Genomic DNA, 21,954 nt, shown 5'->3' with positions numbered 1-21,954 from the left:
CTCGCGGTCCCCGTCGCCGCGGGGCGGGTGGTGCTCGTCGCACGACGGCGAGCATCGACCGCCGGATCGTCCGCCGAGGGTGACCCATCCGACGTCGGGCAGCCGGAGGCCGAGGCGGCCCCGCCGAGGACGCACACCTAAACTGACCAGGTGCGTCTTCTCTTCGCAGGAACCCCCGAACCCGCCGTCGCCTCCCTGGAGGCCCTGATCGGCTCGCGCCATGACGTGGTGGCCGTCCTGACCCGCGCCGACGCGCCGTCGGGCCGCGGCCGCAAGCTCACGCCGAGCCCGGTGCGGTCCCGCGCCGAGGAGGCCGGGATCCCCGTCATCACGGACGTCCCGCGCGGCGACGAGTTCGTCGAGCGGCTGCGCGGCCTGGAGATCGACGCCGCACCGGTCGTCGCCTACGGGCACATCCTGCGCCCGGCCGTCCTGGCGGTGCCCCGCCTCGGCTGGATCAACCTGCACTTCTCGGTGCTGCCCGCCTGGCGCGGCGCCGCGCCGGTCCAGCGCGCCGTGATCGCCGGCGACGAGGTCACGGGCGCCACCACCTTCCTGCTCGACGAGGGCATGGACACCGGCCCCGTGCTCGGCACGGCCACCGAGACCATCCGCCCCACCGACACCTCCGGCGACCTCCTCGGCCGGCTCGCGACCTCCGGCGCCGAGCTTCTCGTCGCCACCCTCGACGCACTCGAGGACGGCACCCTCCAGCCCCAGCCGCAGCCCGCCGACGGCGTCTCCGTCGCCCCCAAGCTCACCACCGACGACGCACGCGTGACGTGGACCGACCCGGCGCTCGCCGTCGACCGCCTGGTGCGGGGCTGCACGCCTGCGCCTGGCGCGTGGACCGTGCTGCCGGACGGTACCCGGCTGGGCCTCGGGCCCGTCTCACCGCACCCCGAGGTCACCGACCTGCGGCCGGGCGAGGTACGGGCGCTGAAGCACGAGGTGCTGGTCGGCACGGCCACGCACGCCGTCGCCCTCGGCGACGTGCGGCCCGTCGGGAAGAAGGCGATGCCCGCGCCAGACTGGGCGCGCGGCGGCGGACGCCCGCTCGTCGAGGCGGGTCTTGTGCTGGGCGCTGCCACGGCCGGCGCGACGGGGGTCTCCGCATGAGCGGCTTCGAGGGTGGCTCGCGCGAGGGCGGTTCGCGCGACGGCGGAGCCCGCGAGGGCGGCCGGAGCTTCGACGACGACCGGCGCAACTCAGCGGGACGGCAGCGGTCGGCGTCGCGGTCCCGGGGCGGCGACCGGTCGCGCACGTCGCAGGCGCCGTCGGAGCGTCGCAAGCGCACCGACCCGGCCCGCATGGCCGCTTTCGACGTGCTGCGCGAGGTCGACGAGTCGGACGCGTACGCGAACCTCGTGCTGCCCCCTCTCCTGCGTGAGCGCCACATCCGCGGGCGTGACGCCGGCTTCGCGACCGAGCTCACCTACGGCACGCTGCGTCTGCGCGGCCGGTACGACGCGATTCTGGCGACCTGTGTGGATCGCCCGCTGCCCGGACTGGACCCGGCCCTGCTCGACGTCCTGCGCCTCGGCGCCCACCAGGTCCTCGGCATGCGGGTGCCCGTGCACGCCGCCGTCTCCGAGACGGTCGGGCTCGCCCGCAACCGCGTGGGCGCGGGGCCCGCGCAGATGGTGAACGCGGTGCTGCGCCGGGTGTCGGAACGTTCGCTCGACGAGTGGCTGTCGGTGCTCACCCAGGAGGCTCCCGACACCCTGGCGGGCCTCGCGGCGACCGAGTCGCACCCGATGTGGATCGTTCGGGCCATGCGTGAGGCACTGGCCGGCAACGGGCGCGACGTCGGCGAGATCGCCGACCTGCTGGCCGCCGACAACGTGTCGCCGCGCGTCACCCTGGTGGCGCGGCCGGGCCTGGTCGACGTCTCCGACGAGACCGCGTGGGGCGACGCCGAGCTGGTCGCCGGCCGCTGGGCGCCGACCGCGCTCCGCCTGGAGGGTTCGGACCCGGGCGGGGTGCCCGCGGTCCGGGAGGGCCTCGCCGGCGTGCAGGACGAGGGCTCGCAGCTGGTGACCCTCGCCCTCGCCGACGCGCCCCTGGACGGGCGGGACGAGCGCTGGCTCGACCTGTGCGCCGGACCGGGCGGCAAGGCGGCGCTGCTCGCCGCGCTGGCCGCCCGGCGCGGCGCGACGCTGGTCGCCAACGAGGTGGCGCCCCACCGCGCCCGCCTCGTCGCGGGCGCCCTGGCGGCCATCCCGGAGGGCACGGTCGAGGAGGTGCGGACCGGCGACGGACGGGACGTCGGGGCCGACGAGCCCGGCGTCTACGACCGTGTGCTCGTCGACGCGCCGTGCACCGGGCTGGGCGCGCTGCGCCGTCGGCCCGAGAGCCGGTGGCGGCGGACGCCGTCCGACCTTGCCGCGCTCACCGGGTTGCAGCGCGAGCTGCTCGCCTCCGCGCTGGACGCCGTCCGGCCCGGGGGAGTGGTGGCCTACGTGACCTGCTCGCCGCACATCGCCGAGACGCAGCTGGTGGTGTCCGACGTGCTGAAGAAGCGCGACGACGTCGAGCGGCTCGACACGCCCGCGGCCGTGCGGTCCGTGGTCAGCGCCGGAGGCGTCACCGAGGAGATCCCCCTGGCGGACCGGGACGACGTGCAGCTGTGGCCGCACGTGCACGGGACGGACGCGATGCACCTGACGCTGCTGCGCCGCACGGTGTAGCTCGTCCGGACCGGGTAGCTCGTCCGGACGAAACATCCACGCCGTCTGGGTCGGGTGACGGTTGGGTGGCGCGGAGAATCGCGCTCTACGCTGGCATCATGGCAGCCCTCATCGCCCCGAGCATCCTGTCCGCCGACTTCGCGAACCTGGAGCGCGACCTCGGCCGGATCGCCGACGCCGACTACGCGCACGTCGACGTCATGGACAACCATTTCGTGCCCAATCTGACGCTGGGCCTGCCGATCTTCGAGCGGCTCGCGAAGGTGTCGCCGATCCCGCTCGACGCCCACCTCATGATCGAGAACCCGGACCGGTGGGCACCCGCGTTCGCCGAGGCGGGGGCGGCGTCCGTCACCTTCCACGCGGAGGCGGCGCAGGCACCGGTGCGCCTGGCACGGGAGCTGCGGAAGCTCGGGTCGCGGGCGGGCGTGGCGCTCCGCCCGGCGACGCCGGTGGAGCCCTACCTCGACCTGCTCGCGGAGGTCGACATGATCCTCGTGATGACCGTGGAGCCCGGGTTCGGCGGCCAGTCGTTCATCGAGGGCACGCTGCCGAAGATCCGGCGTGCCCGCGAGGCCGTGAGCGAGTCCGGTCTCGACGTGTGGATTCAGGTCGACGGGGGAGTGTCCCGGGAGACCATCGAACGGGCGGCCGACGCCGGGGCGAACGTCTTCGTGGCGGGTTCGGCAGTGTACGGGGCCGAGGACATCCCGGCCGAGATCGCGACGCTCCGCGCGCTGGCGAGCAAGCACACCCACTGAGGGGTCGGCTTCGATCAAGGAGTCCGGTCCGCACCCAGGGCGGCACCATCCGGGATCGCTGGATCGGAGCCGACCGCTGCGATGTTCCGTCGCCTCTTCGCTGCTAAAAAAGTGTGCCAAGCGCGTCACCCTCCATTCCTGGCTCCGGCATCACCCGCACCACAGGCCTGGAAAGGGGAGCCCGGCTCGTACTTTCGCCTGATCCGGCGGAGTCCCTGGCCCTCGTAGCATGAGCCCGTGTCCGTCATCCGATCGGTCTGGGACGAACCGCGGCCCGTCGATCCGCCCGTGCGGGTGTGGCGGGACTGGGTGCTCGTCGCCGTCGTCGTGTCCGGGGCGGTGATCGAGGGGATCACGCGGTCGGACGTGTCGGGCCGCTGGCTGGAGCTCGCCACCGTCGTCGTGCTCGCGCCGACGCTGCTGTGGCGCCGGACGCACCCGCTGCCGGTGGTCGCCGTCGCGTTCGGGGCCTCTGCGGTGCCGGAGCTGGTGCTCGGGCGCGAGCTGGACTTCGTCTCGAACGTCTTCATGCTCGTGCTGGCGTACGCGCTGTTCCGGTGGGGGAGCGGGCGGGCGATGGTGCTCGGCGGGGCGGTCGTCCTCGCGAAGATGGGGTGGAACGCGGCGCTCGGCTTCCTCACGCTCGCTGACGTGGGCCTCGGCTGCCTGATCCTCGGCTCGATGTTCGCGCTCGGCCTGGCGCTCCGGTACCGGTCCGGCGCGCGACGGCGCGAACGCGAGCGCATGGTGCTGCTCGAGCGGGAGCGGTTGGCCAGGGACCTGCACGACGTCGTCGGGCACCACATCTCGGCCGTCGCGGTGCGGGCCCAGGCCGGGCTCGCCGTGTCGCAGACCGATCCAGGTGCCGCGGCTGACGCCCTGCGGGTGATCGAGGAGCAGGCCTCCCGTGCGCTGGCCGAGATGCGCACGCTGGTCCGCGTCCTGCGGTCGGACGAGCTCCGCCCCGAGCAGCGCGACGGGCGTGCCGACCAGCATGCCGCCGACACCGACGACCTCGCGCCCGGCCCTTCCCTGGCCGACGTCGAACGTCTCGCTGACCCCACCACCCCACGTGTCGAGGTCGACGTGGAGGGCGACCCCGCGCGGGTGTCGGCGGCCGTGGGCGGCGCGGTGCAGCGCATCGCGCAGGAGTCGGTCACGAACGCGCGTCGGCACGCCAGGGGCGCCACCCGGATCGCGGTCCGCGTCACGGTCGAGGAGGCTTCGGTCCGGCTCCGGGTGTCCGACGACGGCGGCGCGCCCGTGCCGCCCAGCCGTGACGGGTACGGGCTGGCCGGGATGCGCGAGCGTGCGGCGCTGCTGGGCGGCACGCTCGCGGCCGGGCCCGGCGCCCGCGGCTGGACGGTCGAGGCGGTGCTCCCGCTGTCGGGCGGCATGACGGGCGGCATGACGGGCGGCATGACGGGCAGCGCAGCATGACGACCGGGGACATCAGGATCCTCGTGGCCGACGACCAGGAGATCGTCCGCACGGGCCTCACCATGATCCTGAACGCCCAGGAGGGCATCGAGGTCGTGGGGCAGGCCGCCGACGGCCGCGCCGCCGTCGAGCTCGCACGGCGGCTGCGCCCCGACGTCAGCCTGCTCGACATCCGCATGCCGGACGTCGACGGCATCGAGGCCACCCGGCTGCTCGCGGGCCCCGACGTGGCCGACCCGCTCGCCGTCGTCGTGATCACCACGTTCGACCTGGACGAGTACGTGTACGCCGCCCTGCGGGCCGGTGCTCGCGGCTTCCTGCTCAAGGACGCCGGTCCGGCGCTCCTGGCCCAGGCGATCCGGGCCGCCGCGTCCGGAGACGCCCTGATCGCCCCGAGCGTCACCACGCGGCTCCTGCGCGCGTTCGCCGACGCCGGTCCGCTCGACGTCGCCGCCCAGCCGCTGGACCCGCTCACCGCACGTGAGGAGGAGGTCCTGCTGGCGGTGGCCGGCGGGCGCACCAACACCGAGATCGCGCGCGAGCTGTTCGTCACGCTCAGCACGGTGAAGTCGCACGTCGCGAACCTGATGACCAAGCTGGGTGCGCGCAACCGCGTGGAGGTGGCCCTCTGGGCGTACGACACCGGGCGCGTCCGCCCCGGGCGGTCCGCCCGGCGGCCCTGACGCCTCGTACTTTCGGCCAGGGCGAGACCGGTCCGCAGGCCCATGACCTGCAGGTGGCCGGCAAAGCAGGCTCTCACCATGACGACATCCCAGGTGACGACATCCCAGGTGACGACCAAGCCCACCAGCCGCCGCGAGTGGCTGGTCCCCGCGGGGCTCCTCCTGCTGGCCATCATCCCGGCACTCGGCGGCGCCGTCCGCGTCTCCGAGCTGGCCGCCGACCCGGCGCTCACCCCGGAGAACGCCCGCTTCGTGACCCAGCCGATCCCGGTGCTGGTGCACATCGTCTGCGTGACGGTCTACAGCATGCTCGGTGCGTTCCAGTTCGTCCCGAGCCTGCGGAGGCGCAGCTGGCACCGGCTGGCGGGTCGCGTCCTGTTCCCCGCCGGCCTCGGTACCGCGCTGACCGGGCTCTGGATGACCGCGTTCTACGACCTGCCCGCCAAGGACACCGTGGTGGTCAACGGAGTTCGCTACGTGGTCGGCGTCGTGATGGTGGCGGCACTGGTCCTGGGGGTGCGTGCTGCGCTGCGACGCGACTTCGTGGCGCACCGGGCGTGGATGGTGCGGGCGTACGCGCTGGCCATGGGCGCCGGGACGCAGGCGCTGCTGCTCGGTCCGTACGTCGTGGTCGCGGGCACGCCGGATCTGGTCACGAACACGGTGCTCATGACAGCTGCCTGGGTGATCAACGCGGCATTCGCCGAGTGGGTGATCCGTCGGCGCCGGATGACGGGCCGGATGACGGGCCGGGCGTCGGGCCGGGCGTCGGGCCGGGTGTGACGCAAGCCATGTCGACGGCTTCGTGACTTGTGGCATGCTGGCAAGCAGCAGTACGCACACACGTGCTCCGGGGTCGGTGTAATTCCGAGCCGGCGGTGACAGTCCGCGACCCGCGTCCTCCGCAAGGAGGACCGGTTGATCTGGTGAAACTCCAGGACCGACGGTGAAAGTCCGGATGGGAGGAAGCACGTGCGGCGGCGCCGTCCCCTGGGACGTGCGACGCCGTGACGTCGTGCGCGCGGGCAGGGCCGGTCGGCCTCGTCCGCGTTCCCGTCGTCCACCCCGGAGCGCCGAAGCTCGGGGGAGGAATGCATGACCCAGGCACCACAGGGCCGCGCCGCGGCACACGCGACCACACCCGTGGAAACGCACGTCGAGACCGCCATGCGCCGCGCGCTCGCGCTGGCCGCCCAGGGCCCCCCGTACGGCCCGAACCCGCGCGTCGGCTGCGTCCTCCTGGACCCGGGCGGTCGTACGGTCGCCCAGGGCTTCCACCGGGGCGCGGGCACCCCGCACGCGGAGGCGGCGGCACTCGCCGACGCTCGCTCCCGCGGCATCGACCCGCGCGGCACGACGGCGGTCGTCACGCTCGAACCGTGCGCCCACCACGGCCGCACGGGGCCGTGCGCCGATGCCCTGATCGAGGCCGGTGTCGCCGCGGTGCACGTCGCGGTCGCCGATCCCAACCCCGTCGCGACGGGCGGTGCCGACCGGCTCCGTGCCGCCGGGATCGAGGTGACGACCGGGATCCTCGCCGACCAGGGGGAGGAGCTGCTCCGGACGTGGCTGCACGCGGTCCGGACCGGTCGCCCCTACGTGACCCTCAAGCTCGCCACCAGCCTCGACGGTCGCGTCGCCGCCCAGGACGGGACGAGCCGCTGGATCACCGGCCCGCAGGCGCGTGCCCACGCCCACACGATCCGTGCGCAGGTCGACGCGATAGCGGTCGGTTCGGGGACCGCGCTTGCCGACGACCCGACCCTCACGGCGAGGACCGTTGACGGCAGCCTGTTCGAGCACCAGCCGCTGCGGGTGGTGGTCGGCCGCCGCCCGGTGCCCGACGACGCCCGCCTGCGCGGGCCAGGCGGGGAGCTGCTCCACCTGCCGGAGCACGACGTCGAGATCGTGCTCCGGCAGCTCGCCGAGCGCGAGGTGCGCCACCTCCTCGTGGAGGGTGGTCCCACGCTGGCGACCGCCTTCCTCGCCACCGACGCGGTCGACGAGCTCCACACGTACGTCGCGCCGGTGCTGCTCGGGGCGGGCGTGTCCGCCGTCGGCGACCTCGGCGTGACCACCATCGACGACGCCGCACGCTTCACCACCCAGGACGTGACCCGGCTGGGCGACGACATGCTCATGGTCGCGCGTCGTGCCGAGGGCACCCAGCCCACTCTGCCCGGCCGGCTCAGCCGGCACACCAAGGAGGAGATCTGATGTTCACCGGAATCATCGAGGAGCTTGGCTCCGTCGTCGCGCTCGACCGCCCGGGCGCGGAGACCAGTGCCGACGTTCGAGCCGACGTAGCGGCCGAGACCGCAGGCGACGCCGTCCTGACGATCGCGGGCCCGCTCGCCACGTCGGACGCCCGCCCCGGCGACTCGATCGCCGTCGACGGGGTGTGCCTCACGGTCACCTCCGTGCTGGACGGCGTGTTCGTCGCCGAGGTGATGCCGGAGACCCTGCGCCGCAGCTCGCTCGGCGGTCTCGTCCCGGGCGCCGTGGTCAACCTGGAGCGTGCCCTGCCCGCGAACGGCCGGCTGGGCGGGCACGTGGTCCAGGGGCACGTCGACGGCGTCGCGACGCTGATGCGCCGCACGCCGGGCCCGCGCTGGGACGACCTCGAGTTCGCCGCCCCCGCCACCGTGACCCGGTACGTGGCGGAGAAGGGCTCCGTGGCCCTGTCCGGTGTCTCGCTCACCATCACCTGGGTGTCGGACGAGGGCTTCGGTGTGTCGCTCATCCCGACCACCCTCGCTGCCACCACCCTCGGCCGGCTGGTCCCGGGTGACGTGGTCAACGTCGAGGTGGACGTGCTCGCGAAGTACGTCGAACGTCTCATGACGGCCGGCGTGTCGGTAGCGGGTACACCGGGGGCGGCCGTCGTCGGCGACCTGACCGGGGCGGCACGATGAGCGCGGGCGGCACGGTGCGCGCCATGCACGCGGCGGCCGCGGGCGCGAGCCCGGCAGAGGGCCTGGTGGACACAGGCGCGGTGGACACAGGCCTGGTGGAGCGGGCACTGGCCGAGCTCGCGGCCGGTCGCCCCGTCCTCGTCGCGGACGACGAGGGGCGCGAGAACGAGGTGGACGTGGTGCTCGCCGCGAGCACCGCGACCGCCGAGTGGGTGGGCTGGACGGTGCGGCACTCGTCGGGTTATCTGTGCGCACCGATGCCCGCGCACCGCGCGGACGCGCTGGAGCTGCCGCTGATGGTGGAGCGGAGCGAGGACCCGAGAGGGACGGCCTACACGGTGTCGGTGGACGCCGCCGCGGGTGTGACGACGGGGATCTCCGGGGCCGACCGGGCGCGGACGCTGCGCGTGCTGGGCGACCCGGCCGCGGGCCCGCGGGACCTGATCAGGCCCGGGCACGTACTGCCCCTGCGTGCGCGGGCCGGCGGCGTCCTGGAGCGCCCGGGCCACACGGAAGCGGCAGTGGACCTGGTGCGGCTCGCGGGCGGTGCCGGACAGGACCTGGGCGAGGTGGGCGCGATCGCCGAGCTCGTCCGGGACGACGGCGCCGTCATGCACCTCACCGAGGCGCGTGCGCTGGCGCTGGAGACGGGGCTCGTGGTGCTGACGGTCGCGGACCTCGTGGCGTGGCGTCAGGCGCACGATCCTGCACCGGTGCCCGGCAGCCAGACCGGCACCGGGACGGGGAGCGAGGCCGCGGCCGACACGCTGCCGGCCGACCGGGTACACCGGGTGGCGGAGGCGTCGCTGCCGACGCGGTACGGGGACTTCCGGGTGGTGGCCTACCGCGACCTCCGTTCTGGCGCGGAGCACCTGGCGCTGACGCCCGTGGCGTCGTCCGGCCCTCGGGGCGATGGCCGGGGCGTAGTACGCGGGGCGCGGCGTGCGAACTCCGTGCACGGCTCTCTGGTCCGGGTGCACTCCGAGTGCCTCACCGGTGACGCGCTCGGCTCGCTGCGGTGCGACTGCGGCCCTCAGCTGGAGGCCTCGCTGGCGGCGGTCGCCGCGGAGGGCGGTGTCGTGGTGTACCTGCGGGGACACGAGGGCCGGGGCATCGGCCTGGCGGCGAAGATCCAGGCGTACGCGCTGCAGGACGGCGGCCGGGACACGGTGGAGGCGAACGTCGATCTCGGGCTGCCGGTGGACGCTCGGGAGTACGGCGCCGCGTCGGCGATCCTGGCGGACCTCGGGCTCGACGGCGTGACGCTGCTGACGAACAACCCGGAGAAGGTGTCGGGTCTGCGTGGGGCGGGTACCGACGTCGTCGGGCGCCGGGCGCTCGTGGTGGGGCACGGTGTGCACAACCACCGGTACCTGGAGACGAAGCGGGTGGTGATGGGGCACCGCATCGAGAAGCTGGAGCCCGTCGAGCTGGGCCTGGTGGGAGCCGGCGTGGCAAGCGTGGGTCTGACAGAGGTGGGCCTGGCAGAGGTGGACGCGGACCTGCGGGATATCGACCGAAGCATCAACGAGGACGAAGGAGCATGCGCATGAGCGGCGCTGGAGCACCGAAGGTGACAGTGGACGGCAGGGGCCTGCGCGTCGTGGTGGTCGCGGCGAGCTGGCACGAACAGGTGATGGGCGGGCTGCTCGCCGGCGCGCGTCGGGCACTGGGGGAGTCGGGCGCGGACTGGACGGAGGTCCGGGTGCCTGGTTCGTTCGAGCTGCCGGTCGCGGCGGCACGTGCGGCTGCCGGGGGAGCGGACGCCGTCGTGGCGCTCGGTGTGGTGATCCGGGGCGGGACGCCGCACTTCGAGTACGTGTGCTCCGCCGCGACGAACGGTCTGACGGACGTCAGCGTCCGCACCGGCGTCCCGGTCGGTTTCGGCGTGCTGACCTGCGACGACGAGGCGCAGGCGCTGGACCGGGCGGGTCTGGAGGGGTCGACCGAGGACAAGGGGGCGGAGGCGGTGGAGGCTGCTGTCGCGACGGCGGTGACGCTGCGGGACCTCCTGCCCGCAGTTCCCTGACCAGTTCTCTCGTACAGCATTAATAGTGTGCCAAGCGTAGAAAAACAACCCCACACCCGGGCGCATACGACACCCATAGCCGCAAGAAGCGGGGCCGGCGGCACACAAGCCGGGTATGACGACCTCAAGGGCTCGGCGGGTGGCCGCGATCTCGGTGGTACTGCTGGCGGCCGCGCTGTCCGGTGGCCTCACCGGGTGCGGCGCGGCCGACCCGCTGACCCCGAGCGGTGAGACGGGCAGGGGGGCGAACACCGGGACCAGCACCGAGACCAGCACCGAGACCAGCACCGGGACCAGCACCGGGACGAGCGAGGCGTGCGTCGACTGGGTGCATTTCCGGACGCCGGACGAGGCGGCGGCCGATGCCGGCGTCGTGCTGCGGGGGAGTGTCGTCGAGCGGGACGGGACGGCGCCCATGTTCGGTGCCGAGGCCAACCGCTGGCTGTTCGACGTCGAGAAGGTGCTGGCGCGGCCCGAGCCGAGCGGCGGTGTGGAGCCCCCGCCCGAGGTCGAGGTCTCGCCCGGGGATCGGATCGCCGTGGTCTCGACGCCGGAGACGTGCAGGGCGGCGAAGGAGACCTCCACCTGATCACGCCGTTCCAGGGGGTCCTCGTCCCCGGGGCGGGCGGCACGTTGCCGGGCGAGTGGCCAGCGCCATAACCGGAACATGGCCAGAACGTGGGACGGCGGCGGGTAGTGCCCCTCAGGCCGGACTAGGCTGAGCCCGTGAAGACCTTCGAGACCCTGTTCGCCGAGCTGACCGAGAAGGCCGAGACCCGTCCGGCGGGTTCCGGCACCGTGGCCCAGCTGGACGCCGGTGTCCATGCGATCGGCAAGAAGGTCGTGGAGGAGGCCGCCGAGGTGTGGATGGCAGCCGAGTACCAGTCGGACAGCGAGACCGCGGAGGAGATCTCCCAGCTCCTGTACCACCTGCAGGTTCTGATGGTCGCCAAGGGACTGACCCTCGAGGACGTGTACACGCATCTGTAGCGGGGCCTCCGGGCAGTGATCCGGACCCCGCACTCAGCTCCGTCGTACACCCAGAGAGGAAAGAACCACATGCTGCGCATCGCCGTCCCCAACAAGGGTGCCCTGTCGGGCCCCGCCTCCGAGATGCTGCGCGAGGCGGGCTACCGCCAGCGCCGCGACACCCGTGAGCTCGTGCTCGCCGACCCCGAGAACGACGTCGAGTTCTTCTTCCTGCGTCCGCGTGACGTCGCGGTCTACGTCGGGACGGGCACCGTCGACGTCGGGATCACCGGCCGCGACCTGATGCTCGACTCGGGCGCCGACGCCGTCGAGCACCTCGGTCTCGGGTTCGCCCGGTCCACGTTCCGGTACGCGGCGCCCGCCGGTCCTGGCGAGGCCGACCCGGTGACCGAGGTGAGCCAGATCGCGGGGCGGCGTGTGGCGTCGTCGTACACGACGCTCGTGGCACAGCACCTGGCGAAGCAGGGCATCGAACCCGCCGCGATCGTGCACCTGGACGGTGCCGTGGAGTCGAGCGTGCGGCTCGGCGTCGCGGACGTCATCGCCGATGTCGTGGAGACCGGCACCACCCTGCGGGCCGCGGGCCTCGAGGTGTTCGGCGACCCGATCCTGCGCTCCGAGGCGGTGCTGATCCGGCAGTCGGATGCCGAGCCGCCGGCTGGTCTGGACATCCTGACCCGCCGTCTGGAGGGCGTGATCACCGCCCGGGAGTATGTCCTCATGGACTACGTGGTCCCCGCGTCACGGTTGGAACAGGCGGTCGCGATCACGCCGGGCAAGGAGTCCCCGACCGTCTCGGCACAGCACCACAGCGACGCCTGCGCCGTCCGCGTCATGGTCCCGCGCCGGGAGACCAACCGGATCATGGACGCGCTGTACGACGTCGGGGCGCGCGCCATCATCGTGACCTCGATCCACGCCTCGCGGCTGTAGGCCCCATGGGTGCGGGAACGGGCACAGGCCAGGGGACGGCGGGCGGCGGCGCCCCCGGCCACGACCGTGACCGCTTCCGCACCTTCCGCGGACGGTTCGGCACACCGACGGCCTACGGGCTGGCCCTGCTGTCCGCCGGCGGGTGCACGTTCGTGGCGTTGGCCGCGAACACCGCCGACACGGCCAACCGGGTGGCGATGATCGTCTTCGGGGTGCTGGGTGCCCTGATCGCCTGGCGGTTCGGCGCCGTGCGGGCGATGCCGGACCCCGCCGGGCTCACCGTGGTGAACTACGCCAAGAGCCGCCGGCTGGCCTGGGCCGAGATCGTCACGGTGCGCTTCGGGCCGAACGACCCGTGGGTACACCTCGACCTGGCCGACGGCGACGTGCTCGCCGTGATGGGCATCCAGCGAGCGGACGGCGAGCACGGCATGGCCGAGGCACGCCGTCTGGTGGCGCTCGTCGCCGAGCTGGGCGAGGCCACGGAACCCGGCCGGGGCACGCCCGACCAGGCGTAGGCCCGACCGGAAAGTAGCGGGACAGCCAGACGTAGCGGGACAGCAGAAACGGCGGTCGAGCTCCCCGAGATCAGGTCTCGGGGAGCTCGACCGCCGTCGTCATGCGACTGCTCGTCGAGCGTCAGCCGGGGTCAGCGGCTGGTGCGCGCGTCCCAGTGGGGCGTGGTGCGGGCGCGGGGTCCACGCTCGCCGTCCGGACGGCGGTGGTCGCCACCGCTCCGGGGTGCACGGTCGCGGTCGCCGCCGGTGCGCGCCGCGGGACCACGGTCGAGCGTGATACGCAGCGGCTTGCCGGCCACGCGGGCACGGGCCAGACGGTCGAGCGCCTCGGTGTCCAGCGGCGCGATGATGTCGACCAGCGAGAAGCTGCCGAAGATGTCGATCTTGCCGACGTCGGCACCGGTGATGCCACCCTCGCCGGTCAGCGCGCCGACGATCCCGCCCGGCTGCACGCCGTGCGTGTGCCCGACGGCGATGCGGTAGCGGGTGCCCCGGGCGGGACGGCGGATGCCGCGGTCGCCCTCGGACCGGGTGCGCGGCGAACGGTCACCCGACCGGTCGTGGCGGTCGCCGTCGCGGGAGGTGCGACGTGCCGCTGCCGACTTGGCCTCGGTCCGCTCGCGCTCGTACTCCTCCTGCTCGGCACGGGCACGGGGGCCGTCGTCGCCGACCGCGAGCGCCGCCATGGCGGCTGCGATCTCGACGGGGTCGGTGCCGCTCTCCTCGGCGTAGGTGCGGATCATCTCGGTGTACATGTCGAGGCGTCCGGCTTCGCGGCGGGCCGCGACCTTGCCGAGTGCGCGCTTGACCTGGTGGGCCGAGACGTCGCGGGGGGAGGGGATCTCTACCTCTTCGAGCGAGGCGCGGATGGTGCGCTCGATGCTGCGGAGCTTGCCGCGCTCGTGGGGGGTGACGAAGGTGAGTGCTTCGCCGGTGCGTCCAGCGCGGCCGGTGCGGCCGATGCGGTGGACGTAGGCCTCGGGCTCGCCGGGGACGTCGAAGTTGACGACGAGTCCGATGCGGTCGACGTCGAGGCCGCGGGCGGCGACGTCGGTGGCGACGAGGACGTCGAGGGCGCCGGAGCGGAGTCGCTCGACGATCTTCTCGCGTTCCTTCTGGGCGACGTCGCCGGAGATGGTGGCGGCGGAGATGCCCTTCTCGATGAGGGCGGAGCCGACGTCTTCCGCTGCGCCGCGGGTGCGGGTGAAGACGATGGCTGCGTCGGCGTCGGAGGTGGCGAGGACGCGGGCGAGGGAGCCGACCTTGTGGCGGAAGGGCACGACGGCGTAGGTCTGACGCACCGCGGTGACGGTGGAGGCCTGCCGGGTGACGGCGATCTGCACGGGGTCGGTCATGTGGTGGTCGGCGACCTTGCGGATGGCCGGGGGCATGGTCGCGGAGAAGAGGGCGACCTGGCGCTTGGCGGGTGCCTGGCCGAAGATCTCCTCGACGTCCTCGGCGAAGCCCATGCGGAGCATCTCGTCGGCCTCGTCGAGGACGAGGAAGCGGATGTCGTCGAGCTTGAGGGCGCCGCGGTCGAGGTGGTCCTTGATGCGGCCGGGGGTGCCGACGACGACGTGGACGCCGTCGCGCAGGGCGCGCTGCTGGGGGATGTAGGGGGCGCCGCCGTAGACGGGCAGGACGCGGACGTCGTCGAGCTCGGTCGCGAAGGACTCGATGGCGTCGGCGACCTGCATGGCGAGCTCACGGGTGGGGGCCAGGACGAGGGCCTGGACCTTGCGGAGCTTGGGGTCGATGGCGGCGAGCAGGGGGAGGCCGAAGGCGGCGGTCTTGCCGGTGCCTGTCTGGGCGACGCCGGTGATGTCGCGGCCGGAGAGCAGCTCGGGGATGGCGCGGGCCTGGATGGCGGAGGGCGTGACGAAGCCGAGCTTGTCGACGGCTGCCATCAGCTGCGCGGGGAGGCCGAGGCTTGCGAAGGTCGGGCCGGTGGGCTCGGGCTGAGCGGCGGGCTCCGGGGTGGAGTCCTTGGCGGAGTCCTGGCTGGCGTCCTGGGCAGTCACTGCCGGGGCGGTCGCCTCGGTGGTCGTGTCCTCAGGGGTACTGCTCTCGGAGGTGGTGTCCTCGGAGATGGTGACGGCCTCGGGGGTCGTCTGGTCGCCGGTGTCGGCGATGGCCTGCTCGGTTGCCTGCTCAGCAGGCGCGATCAGGTCATGGGTGTCGATAGACATGCAGTGATGCACCGTTCGTCGTCGGAAGGGGAGTCAGGGCCGAGGTGAGGACCCTCGCGTCGCTTGCTCCCGAAACACCTTCCCCGCAACCGAGGCTGCGGGCCTGTCTCGCACGTTGTGTGCACACACGGGATGACGACGAACTCCAAGGGGATGTGGCACCACCCTATCGGCTGCTGGGGCGTTCGGCACAGGCCTGGGCGGCGTGACGTGCAGCACGCGGGGTGATGTTGTCGGTGGTGAGAGGCGTTGCGTGGCGGTCGGACGGCGCGCCAGTGCGGATACGCAACGCCCGCCCCGTAGTATTGCGACGAGACGAAACCGGCGTGAGCAAGGGCGGTGTGCGTGTCCACTGGGGCGGAGATGAGCTCCCGGGTCCTGACCGTGCCCAACATCATCAGCCTGGTGCGGCTGGCGCTCGTGCCGGTCTTCGCCGTGCTGATCGTCGTGGGCGAGGACGGCTGGGCCCTGCTGGTCCTTGCGGTCTCGGGCGCCACGGACTGGCTCGACGGTGTGCTGGCACGTCGTCTGAACCAGGTCACCCGGCTGGGGCAGATCCTGGATCCCTTCGCCGACCGGCTCTTCATCTTCGTGACCCTGATCGGCCTGGCGTGGCGCGAGGTGGTGCCGCCGTGGCTGGTCATCGCGATCATCGCGCGTGACGTGCTGCTCGCGCTGACGGTGCCGGTTCTGGCCCGCCTGGGGTACGGCACGCTGAACGTGACGCTGGTCGGCAAGATTGCGACGTTCGCCCTGCTGTACGCCTTCCCGCTCCTGCTGCTCGCGGAGGTACCCGGCTGGATAGGGGCCGCCGCGCACGTGGTGGGCTGGGCCTTCACCTGGTGGGGTGTCGGCCTGTACTGGCTGGCGGGACTCCAGTACGTGGCCCAGGTGCGACGCCTGGCGGCCGGGGCATGACCGGTCCGGGTACCACGGTGGATCGGACGCCGGGCACTGCGGAGGATGGCGCGCGTCGGCGCCCGGACGAGTCGATGACGCTGCTGCGCGAGGTCACCGAGCGCCCTCTGGACCCGGGGTACGCGCAGATGGCGCAGCGGCGCGCGGCGGGCGAGACGACGTCGCGCCGCGGCGGGGTGGGCCTGGTCGGTCTGCTGCTCGTCGCGGTCCTGCTCGGCGCAGCGACGACCGTCGCGGTCATCGACCTGCGAGCGCCGCAGCCGTTGGTCGCGAAGGGGCGGACGGTGCTCATGGAGCAGATCCAGGAGCGTAGCGCCGAGGTGGAGGCGCTGTCGGAGCGTTCTGCGGCGCTGAGCGCGGAGGTCGACAGCCTGCAGAGCGGTGGGTTGCTGCCGTCCGCGTTGGTGGAGATCAACGACCTGGACCGGTGGGTGAACGGTGCGGTGCCGGTGCGGGGTCCTGGCATGGTGGTGCGGCTGACGGACGGTGCGGGTGGTGGGCTGGTGGATCCGGGGGACGCGCCCGCGGAGTCGCGGGTGCGGGACGCGGACGTGCAGTTCGTCGTCAACGAGCTGTGGGCGGCGGGTGCGGAGGCGGTGGCGGTGAACGACGAGCGTTTGACGTCGTTGTCGGCGATCCGGAACGCGGGTGACGCGATCCTGGTGGATCTGCAGCCGTTGAACGGGCCGACGTACACGATCGAGGCGGTGGGGGATCCGGAGGACATGCAGGTCGAGTTCGCGCGGTCGGCGGGGATGGGGTTCCTGCAGCTGCTGAGTGCGGAGTACGGCATCGAGAACGAGGTGACCACGAGCGAGGGGATGTACCTGCCGGGTGCGGGTTCTCCGACGCTGCGGTACACGCACGTTCCGCGCTCCGGGGACGCGGGCACAACAGAGGACCGATCCGAGGAGGACAACGGATGATCGCGATCGTCGGGCTCGTGGTCGGGGTGGTCGCCGGCCTGGTGCTGCAGCCGACCGTCCCGCTGATACTGCAGCCGTATCTGCCGATCGCGGTGGTGGCGGCGCTGGATGCCCTGTTCGGAGGGCTGCGGGCGATGCTCGATGGTTTGTTCGACGACAAGGTCTTCCTGGTGTCGTTCCTGTCGAACGTGGTGGTGGCTGCGTTCATCGTGTTCCTGGGTGACCAGCTCGGCGTGGGCGGGCAGCTCTCGACGGCAGTGGTGGTGGTGCTCGGCATCCGGATCTTCTCGAACGCCGCCTCGATCCGCCGGCACATCTTCAAGGCGTGAGCATGGGCGACGAGCGCGACAGGGCTGCGGACGGGACCGAGGACCAGGTCGAGGACCGCACCGACGACCAGACCGACAACCAGACCGACAACCAGACCGACAACCAGACCGACAACCAGACCGACAACCAGACCGACAACCAGGCGGAGCCCGAGCCCGTGGAGCGGGAACCGGCGTCGGGCTGGAAGCGCGTGGCGCAGCTGCTGCGGCCGCGTGGCACCCGCTCGGAGCTGCTCACCGGCCTGCTGTGCCTGGCGCTGGGCTTCGCCCTGGCGGTCCAGGTGGGGCAGTCGACGGGGGACCAGCTCAGCAGCCTGCGCCAGGACGAGCTGGTGCGGCTCCTGGACGAGGTGACGCAGCGTGCGGAACAGCTCGACGCGGAGGTCGGCGACCTGGAGGAGATCCGGGACGACCTGCGGTCGGAGGACGGGCGCGACCAGGCGGCGCGCGACCTCGCCCGGCAGCGCGCCGAGCAGGAGGGCATCCTCTCCGGCCGGCTCCCCGCCCACGGTCCGGGCGTGCGGATCCACGTGGCCGACGGCGACCGGCCGCTGGAGGCGCAGGTCCTGTTCAACCTTCTCGAGGAGCTGCGCAACGCGGGGGCCGAGGCGATCCAGGTCAACGGGATGCGGCTGGTCACCACCAGCTACTTCATCGACTCCGGCGGCGGCGTCGTGCTCGACGGCGTGGCCATCGCGTCCCCGTACGAGTGGACGGCGATCGGCAACCCCGAGACGATCGACCGCGCGCTCGAGATCCCCGGCGGCGCGCTGCCCCGGATCCGCGAGGAGGGCGGCGAAGCGACCACGACCGTCTCCGACCAGGTCAGCGTCGACGCCGTGCGCATCCCGGGCGAACCGGAGCATGCCGAACCGGCCGACGAGGAGTGACCCCCACCACGTTCGCCCGCCTTCTCGGCCTGATCCCGGGGCCGGGGACCGGACTCAGGACCGGACTCAGGACCGGGCTGTGAAAACTGGCATGCGGAACCGTCGTGACGTGGGTAGTTTTATCCGGGTTGGTTCCCGTCTTTGGTTCCCGCGTCCATCCCGATCGGGGTAGGTTGAGTGGAACCCGGACGCGGTCCCAGCCGTTGTCCCCGGTAGGAACCCACCTCATCATCACCGCAGTTCATCACCGCAGTCACCACGAAGATCACCATCGCACCCGAGGAGACCTGATGACGGACCCCAGCGCCCATCCGGTCGGGCCCGATACCACGGCCAACCTGGGTCGCATCGCGTTCCCGACCTCCGACGAGCAGGCGCCCCGCACGGCGCTCAGCCCGGAGGAAGCCGCCGCCGTCGCCGCACTGCCGCGACACTCCGCGCTGCTGATCGTGCAGCGAGGGCCAGGGTTCGGCGCACGCTTCCTCCTGGACACCGGCCGCAGCGTCGCCGGCCGCAGCGAGCAGGCCGACATCTTCCTCGACGATGTCACCGTGTCCCGCAAGCACGCCGAGTTCGTGCGCGAGGGCGACTCGTTCGTCGTACGCGACATCGGCTCCCTGAACGGCACCTACGTCAACCGTGGCCGCATCGACGCGGCCACGCTGGTCACCGGCGACGAGGTCCAGATCGGCAAGTTCCGCCTCACCTTCCACGCCAGCCCGCAGTCGCCGGCGCAGTGGGGCGCGGGGACGCCCGCCCCGTGACCGCAGGCGCCGCACGCGACCATCGTGGGGTCCACGGCGGCACCGACCCACGCCACGACCGGGCCCACGAGCGCGTCCAGGACGACGAGCACGGCCACGCCGACGACGGCGTCGACGCGCCCTGGCCCCGCGGGATCTCCCGCCAGGCCACCATGCGCATCAGCGACGTCCTGCGCGCCCTGGGCCAGGAGTTCCCGTCCGTCTCGCACTCCAAGCTCCGCTTCCTCGAGGAGCAGGGCCTGATCGAGCCGGTGCGCACACCCTCGGGCTACCGCCAGTACAGCCAGGCCGACGTCGAGCGCCTGCGCTTCGTCCTCACCGAGCAGCGCGACAGCTACATGCCGCTGAAGGTGATCAAGGAACGCCTCGCCGCGATGGACGCCGACCCCGACTCGGCCGAGCACCCGGCACCCCGCCTGGCCGGCACCGGCTCACCCGCCCGCCGCCGCTGGACCGCACAGTCCGTCGCCGACGCCGCCGGCGTCACCGAGGAGTTCGTGCAGGACCTCGCTCAGGCAGGGCTCCTGCCGTCGTCGGCCGGCACGTTCGGCTCGGGCGCCGTCGATGTCGCCCGGATCGCGGGCGCCCTGGCCGAGTTCGGCATCGAACCGCGCCACCTGCGCTCGTTCCGCACCGCCGCCGACCGGCAGGTCGCGCTCGTGGACCAGGTCGTCGCACCCCTGCGCAGCCAGCACGCCAGCGCGGCCCGCGGCCGCGCCGCCAGCATGGCGAGCGACATGGGCGAGCTGTTCACCCGCCTGCACGCCGCCTGGGTCCGGCAGGGCATCGACGACCTCGGCTGAGGCCGAACCCCACGTCACACGCACCCGACGGCGCTCCGGCACGCCCCGTCCACCACTCTGCGCACCAAGAATTCACCCATCTTTGCCGCCCGGCGACCGGTCCGTGACCAGGAATTTGTCCCGAGCGCGCGACGAGCGACCGCCGGAAGCCGTACGGTGAAAGCGTGAGGCCGGACGACGTGCCGATGGTCCCCGTGGAGATCCTCGGCGTGCGACAGCAGCAGCGCGATCAGGAGATCGTGGTGCTGCTGCTCGACAGCGCCGCCGACCTGGCCATCCCGATCGTCATCGGAGCACGTGAGGCGAGCGCCATCGCCATGGCGCAGGCGGGCCTGGCCACGCCCCGGCCCATGACGCACGACCTGCTGCGCGACGTGCTCAGCGCCGTCGGCGTCACGCTCGAACGGGTGGACATCGTCGCCCTCGAAGGCGGCATCTACTTCGCCGAGCTCGTCCTGAGCAACGGCGTGCACCTCGACTCGCGGGCCTCCGACGCGATAGCGCTGGCCGTGCGCACCGGCAGCCCGGTCCTGTGCTCCGCCGAGATCGTCGCCCTGGCCGGCGTCGAGATCGTCGACGTCGACCAGCAGGCCGAGGTCGAGCGGTTCCGCGACTTCCTGGATCACGTCACACCCGAAGACTTCCTCGGGCCTCCCGGCAGCGGCAACCAGGGTGGGGGCAGAACCGGCTGAAAGTGGACCAACTCGCGACACGCCGAGGCTTTCACGGCGCACATCTTTGAAATCACCTTCGACGCGCCATAGCGTGGCCACGACACCCCAGGAGGCACAGTGAACACCAGCGGTGAGAGAGCCACACGCGCTACGGTCCCGCACGGCGCGCAGGGTCTCCTCTTCGGTGAGGACCTGACGGAGCAGGACGCCACGACGGGCTATCGCGGCACCACGGCCTGCCACATTGCCGGCATCACGTACCGTCAGCTCGACTACTGGGCCCGTACCGGCCTCGTGGAGCCGAGCATCAAGCCGGCCACAGGATCCGGGACACACCGGTTGTACAGCTTCCGCGACATCCTCGTGCTCAAGGTGGTCAAGCGACTCCTCGACACAGGCGTCTCCCTGCAACAGATCCGCACCGCCGTCACCGCGCTGCGCGAGCGCGGCGTCGACGACCTGGCACAGATCACCCTCATGTCCGACGGCGCGAGCGTGTACGAGTGCACCTCGCCCGACGAGGTGGTCGATCTCGTCGCCGGCGGGCAGGGTGTGTTCGGCATCGCCGTCGGCCGGGTCTGGCGCGAGATCGAGGGCACCCTGGCCCAGATGCCCACCGAGACCCTCGACCAGGGGGAGACCGCCGACGTGCCCGCCGTCGAGGGCGACGAGCTCGCCCAACGCAGGGCGGCCCGGTCAGCCGTCTGACCGGACCACCACCACGCTTCACTCAGCCGTCTGGAACGGGGCTGCACCGCACCCCGGCCAGGCGGTCTGCTGTCTCCGGCCGGCAGGCGTAACCTGCCGGCATGCAGCTCACCTTCCACGGTCACGCATGCGTCTCCCTCCAGCTGCCCCACGGCGGCGGCACCCTCGTGATCGACCCTGGCACCTTCAGCGACGCCGCCTCCGCCCTCACCGGCGCCGCGGCGGTGCTGCTCACCCACGACCACGTCGACCACGTCGACGTACCCACCCTTGTCTCCCACCTCGGTGCGGCCCTCGACCTCCACGTGTGGGCCACCGGCCCCGCGGCGGACGCCCTGCGCGAGGGCGGCGCGCCCGCCGGGCGGGTGCACGAGGTGGAGCCGGGCCAGGTGCTGGACGTGGCCGGTGCCCGGGTCACGGTCGGTGGTGGCGACCACGCGCTGATCCACCCGGAGGTACCGCGTGCGGTGAACGCGACGTACCTGGTCGAGACCGGTGGCACGAGCGTCTACCACCCGGGCGACTCGTACGTGGTGCCGGTCGCGGTGCCCGAGGGCGGCCTGGACGTCCTCCTGGTCCCGGTGTCGGGGCCGTGGATGAAGCTGGCCGAGGCGATCGACTTCGCGCGGGCGGTTCCCGCGAGGGCTGTCGTGCCGGTCCACGACGCGCTGCTGTCCGAGGTGGGACACACCCTGACCGGGCGGTGGCTGGACACGGCGCGGCTCGGCGGGCAGTACACGTACTCGCGGCTGGCGCCGGGGGAGTCGCTGACCGTCTGACGCCCGCCCGTCCGA

Annotated in this window: 24 protein-coding genes and 1 riboswitch; of the genes, 23 read left to right on the top strand and 1 reads right to left on the bottom strand. The window is 72.8% G+C overall.

What is annotated here, in order from left to right; all coding sequences use genetic code 11:
• The first annotated feature begins 150 nt into the window (after positions 1-150).
• The 14 genes from fmt (at position 151) to LUU90_RS11930 (ending at position 12,959) form a co-directional block, all read left to right on the top strand.
• The gene (gene fmt / locus LUU90_RS11995) at positions 151-1,119 is read left to right on the top strand and encodes a methionyl-tRNA formyltransferase (RefSeq protein WP_275003653.1); all 969 of its coding nucleotides are present in this window, start codon (positions 151-153) and stop codon (positions 1,117-1,119) included.
• Positions 1,116-2,690 carry an RsmB/NOP family class I SAM-dependent RNA methyltransferase gene (locus tag LUU90_RS11990; RefSeq protein WP_275003652.1) on the top strand — a complete coding sequence of 525 codons (1,575 nt, stop codon included), beginning with the start codon at positions 1,116-1,118 and terminating at the stop codon, positions 2,688-2,690. Before fmt ends, LUU90_RS11990 begins: the two co-directional genes overlap by 4 nt.
• Before the next feature lie 98 nt (positions 2,691-2,788).
• Positions 2,789-3,451 carry a ribulose-phosphate 3-epimerase gene (gene rpe / locus LUU90_RS11985; protein ID WP_275003651.1) on the top strand — a complete coding sequence of 221 codons (663 nt, stop codon included), beginning with the start codon at positions 2,789-2,791 and terminating at the stop codon, positions 3,449-3,451.
• 237 nt (positions 3,452-3,688) lie between these two features.
• A complete protein-coding gene (locus tag LUU90_RS11980; protein ID WP_275003650.1) occupies positions 3,689-4,891 on the top strand; it encodes a sensor histidine kinase in 1,203 nt (400 codons plus the stop codon).
• Entirely contained in the window at positions 4,888-5,574 is a 687-nt protein-coding gene (locus LUU90_RS11975) for a response regulator (RefSeq protein ID WP_275003649.1), read from the top strand. The genes LUU90_RS11980 and LUU90_RS11975 overlap by 4 nt, the downstream gene beginning before the upstream one ends.
• A 78-nt stretch (positions 5,575-5,652) precedes the next feature.
• Positions 5,653-6,357 carry a DUF2306 domain-containing protein gene (locus LUU90_RS11970; protein ID WP_275003648.1) on the top strand — a complete coding sequence of 235 codons (705 nt, stop codon included), beginning with the start codon at positions 5,653-5,655 and terminating at the stop codon, positions 6,355-6,357.
• A 58-nt stretch (positions 6,358-6,415) separates the two neighbouring features.
• Positions 6,416-6,550, top strand: a riboswitch (FMN riboswitch).
• 119 nt (positions 6,551-6,669) lie between these two features.
• Complete coding sequence (gene ribD, locus LUU90_RS11965) at positions 6,670-7,791, top strand: bifunctional diaminohydroxyphosphoribosylaminopyrimidine deaminase/5-amino-6-(5-phosphoribosylamino)uracil reductase RibD (RefSeq protein ID WP_275003647.1); 1,122 nt, start codon at positions 6,670-6,672, stop codon at positions 7,789-7,791.
• On the top strand, positions 7,791-8,489 hold the full coding sequence (locus tag LUU90_RS11960; protein WP_275003646.1) for a riboflavin synthase: 699 nt from the start codon (positions 7,791-7,793) through the stop codon (positions 8,487-8,489). Before ribD ends, LUU90_RS11960 begins: the two co-directional genes overlap by 1 nt.
• Before the next feature lie 23 nt (positions 8,490-8,512).
• Positions 8,513-10,042 carry a 3,4-dihydroxy-2-butanone-4-phosphate synthase gene (ribB, locus tag LUU90_RS11955; RefSeq protein WP_425596223.1) on the top strand — a complete coding sequence of 510 codons (1,530 nt, stop codon included), beginning with the start codon at positions 8,513-8,515 and terminating at the stop codon, positions 10,040-10,042.
• The gene (gene ribH, locus LUU90_RS11950; protein ID WP_275003644.1) at positions 10,039-10,518 is read left to right on the top strand and encodes a 6,7-dimethyl-8-ribityllumazine synthase; all 480 of its coding nucleotides are present in this window, start codon (positions 10,039-10,041) and stop codon (positions 10,516-10,518) included. The genes ribB and ribH overlap by 4 nt, the downstream gene beginning before the upstream one ends.
• 115 nt (positions 10,519-10,633) lie before the next feature.
• The gene (locus LUU90_RS11945) at positions 10,634-11,107 is read left to right on the top strand and encodes a hypothetical protein (protein ID WP_275003643.1); all 474 of its coding nucleotides are present in this window, start codon (positions 10,634-10,636) and stop codon (positions 11,105-11,107) included.
• Positions 11,108-11,244: 137 nt separating this feature from the next.
• Positions 11,245-11,508: a phosphoribosyl-ATP diphosphatase gene (locus LUU90_RS11940; RefSeq protein WP_108494143.1), complete on the top strand. Its 264-nt coding sequence runs from the start codon at positions 11,245-11,247 to the stop codon at positions 11,506-11,508.
• 69 nt (positions 11,509-11,577) lie between these two features.
• Positions 11,578-12,441 (top strand): ATP phosphoribosyltransferase, encoded by an 864-nt coding sequence (gene hisG, locus LUU90_RS11935; protein ID WP_275003642.1) that lies wholly within the window; start codon positions 11,578-11,580, stop codon positions 12,439-12,441.
• 5 nt (positions 12,442-12,446) lie between these two features.
• Positions 12,447-12,959 carry a PH domain-containing protein gene (locus LUU90_RS11930; protein WP_275003641.1) on the top strand — a complete coding sequence of 171 codons (513 nt, stop codon included), beginning with the start codon at positions 12,447-12,449 and terminating at the stop codon, positions 12,957-12,959.
• Between the two features lie 131 nt (positions 12,960-13,090).
• Here LUU90_RS11930 and LUU90_RS11925 read toward each other — a convergent pair whose 3' ends face one another.
• Positions 13,091-15,148 carry a DEAD/DEAH box helicase gene (locus LUU90_RS11925; protein WP_275003640.1) on the bottom strand — a complete coding sequence of 686 codons (2,058 nt, stop codon included), beginning with the start codon at positions 15,146-15,148 and terminating at the stop codon, positions 13,091-13,093.
• A 363-nt stretch (positions 15,149-15,511) separates the two neighbouring features.
• On the opposite strand from LUU90_RS11925, the gene LUU90_RS11920 reads away from it, so the two are divergent.
• The 9 genes from LUU90_RS11920 (at position 15,512) to LUU90_RS11880 (ending at position 21,939) form a co-directional block, all read left to right on the top strand.
• Positions 15,512-16,066 (top strand): CDP-alcohol phosphatidyltransferase family protein, encoded by a 555-nt coding sequence (locus tag LUU90_RS11920; RefSeq protein WP_425596222.1) that lies wholly within the window; start codon positions 15,512-15,514, stop codon positions 16,064-16,066.
• A gap of 74 nt (positions 16,067-16,140) precedes the next feature.
• Complete coding sequence (locus tag LUU90_RS11915) at positions 16,141-16,992, top strand: DUF881 domain-containing protein (RefSeq protein ID WP_275003638.1); 852 nt, start codon at positions 16,141-16,143, stop codon at positions 16,990-16,992.
• Positions 16,989-17,321: a small basic family protein gene (locus LUU90_RS11910; RefSeq protein WP_275003637.1), complete on the top strand. Its 333-nt coding sequence runs from the start codon at positions 16,989-16,991 to the stop codon at positions 17,319-17,321. Before LUU90_RS11915 ends, LUU90_RS11910 begins: the two co-directional genes overlap by 4 nt.
• Before the next feature lie 2 nt (positions 17,322-17,323).
• The gene (locus LUU90_RS11905; protein ID WP_275003688.1) at positions 17,324-18,211 is read left to right on the top strand and encodes a DUF881 domain-containing protein; all 888 of its coding nucleotides are present in this window, start codon (positions 17,324-17,326) and stop codon (positions 18,209-18,211) included.
• Positions 18,212-18,501: 290 nt separating this feature from the next.
• A complete protein-coding gene (locus LUU90_RS11900; RefSeq protein WP_116675148.1) occupies positions 18,502-18,975 on the top strand; it encodes an FHA domain-containing protein in 474 nt (157 codons plus the stop codon).
• A complete protein-coding gene (locus LUU90_RS11895; protein WP_275003636.1) occupies positions 18,972-19,778 on the top strand; it encodes a MerR family transcriptional regulator in 807 nt (268 codons plus the stop codon). The genes LUU90_RS11900 and LUU90_RS11895 overlap by 4 nt, the downstream gene beginning before the upstream one ends.
• A 185-nt stretch (positions 19,779-19,963) precedes the next feature.
• A complete protein-coding gene (locus tag LUU90_RS11890) occupies positions 19,964-20,470 on the top strand; it encodes a bifunctional nuclease family protein (protein WP_275003687.1) in 507 nt (168 codons plus the stop codon).
• A gap of 99 nt (positions 20,471-20,569) precedes the next feature.
• Positions 20,570-21,160, top strand: coding sequence for a MerR family transcriptional regulator (locus LUU90_RS11885; protein ID WP_275003635.1), 591 nt, complete (start codon positions 20,570-20,572; stop codon positions 21,158-21,160).
• Positions 21,161-21,261: 101 nt separating this feature from the next.
• A complete protein-coding gene (locus LUU90_RS11880) occupies positions 21,262-21,939 on the top strand; it encodes an MBL fold metallo-hydrolase (protein ID WP_275003634.1) in 678 nt (225 codons plus the stop codon).
• The last annotated feature ends 15 nt before the right edge of the window (positions 21,940-21,954 follow it).

The sequence above is a fragment of the Promicromonospora iranensis genome (assembly GCF_028994775.1).
Lineage (GTDB): Bacteria > Actinomycetota > Actinomycetes > Actinomycetales > Cellulomonadaceae > Promicromonospora > Promicromonospora iranensis_A.
This window is presented reverse-complemented; position numbering and strand designations above follow the sequence as displayed.

Coding starts and splice junctions, on each gene's coding strand:
- ribB (WP_425596223.1), top strand. CDS start 8,513: ATGCACGCGGCGGCCGCGGGCGCGAGCCCGGCAGAGGGCCTGGTGGAC.
- LUU90_RS11970 (WP_275003648.1), top strand. CDS start 5,653: ATGACGACATCCCAGGTGACGACATCCCAGGTGACGACCAAGCCCACC.
- LUU90_RS11960 (WP_275003646.1), top strand. CDS start 7,791: ATGTTCACCGGAATCATCGAGGAGCTTGGCTCCGTCGTCGCGCTCGAC.
- ribD (WP_275003647.1), top strand. CDS start 6,670: ATGACCCAGGCACCACAGGGCCGCGCCGCGGCACACGCGACCACACCC.
- LUU90_RS11945 (WP_275003643.1), top strand. CDS start 10,634: ATGACGACCTCAAGGGCTCGGCGGGTGGCCGCGATCTCGGTGGTACTG.
- rpe (WP_275003651.1), top strand. CDS start 2,789: ATGGCAGCCCTCATCGCCCCGAGCATCCTGTCCGCCGACTTCGCGAAC.
- LUU90_RS11890 (WP_275003687.1), top strand. CDS start 19,964: ATGGTCCCCGTGGAGATCCTCGGCGTGCGACAGCAGCAGCGCGATCAG.
- LUU90_RS11915 (WP_275003638.1), top strand. CDS start 16,141: ATGACGCTGCTGCGCGAGGTCACCGAGCGCCCTCTGGACCCGGGGTAC.
- LUU90_RS11920 (WP_425596222.1), top strand. CDS start 15,512: ATGAGCTCCCGGGTCCTGACCGTGCCCAACATCATCAGCCTGGTGCGG.
- ribH (WP_275003644.1), top strand. CDS start 10,039: ATGAGCGGCGCTGGAGCACCGAAGGTGACAGTGGACGGCAGGGGCCTG.
- hisG (WP_275003642.1), top strand. CDS start 11,578: ATGCTGCGCATCGCCGTCCCCAACAAGGGTGCCCTGTCGGGCCCCGCC.
- LUU90_RS11990 (WP_275003652.1), top strand. CDS start 1,116: ATGAGCGGCTTCGAGGGTGGCTCGCGCGAGGGCGGTTCGCGCGACGGC.
- LUU90_RS11975 (WP_275003649.1), top strand. CDS start 4,888: ATGACGACCGGGGACATCAGGATCCTCGTGGCCGACGACCAGGAGATC.
- LUU90_RS11900 (WP_116675148.1), top strand. CDS start 18,502: ATGACGGACCCCAGCGCCCATCCGGTCGGGCCCGATACCACGGCCAAC.
- LUU90_RS11905 (WP_275003688.1), top strand. CDS start 17,324: ATGGGCGACGAGCGCGACAGGGCTGCGGACGGGACCGAGGACCAGGTC.
- LUU90_RS11925 (WP_275003640.1), bottom strand. CDS start 15,148: ATGTCTATCGACACCCATGACCTGATCGCGCCTGCTGAGCAGGCAACC.
- LUU90_RS11910 (WP_275003637.1), top strand. CDS start 16,989: ATGATCGCGATCGTCGGGCTCGTGGTCGGGGTGGTCGCCGGCCTGGTG.
- LUU90_RS11880 (WP_275003634.1), top strand. CDS start 21,262: ATGCAGCTCACCTTCCACGGTCACGCATGCGTCTCCCTCCAGCTGCCC.
- LUU90_RS11930 (WP_275003641.1), top strand. CDS start 12,447: ATGGGTGCGGGAACGGGCACAGGCCAGGGGACGGCGGGCGGCGGCGCC.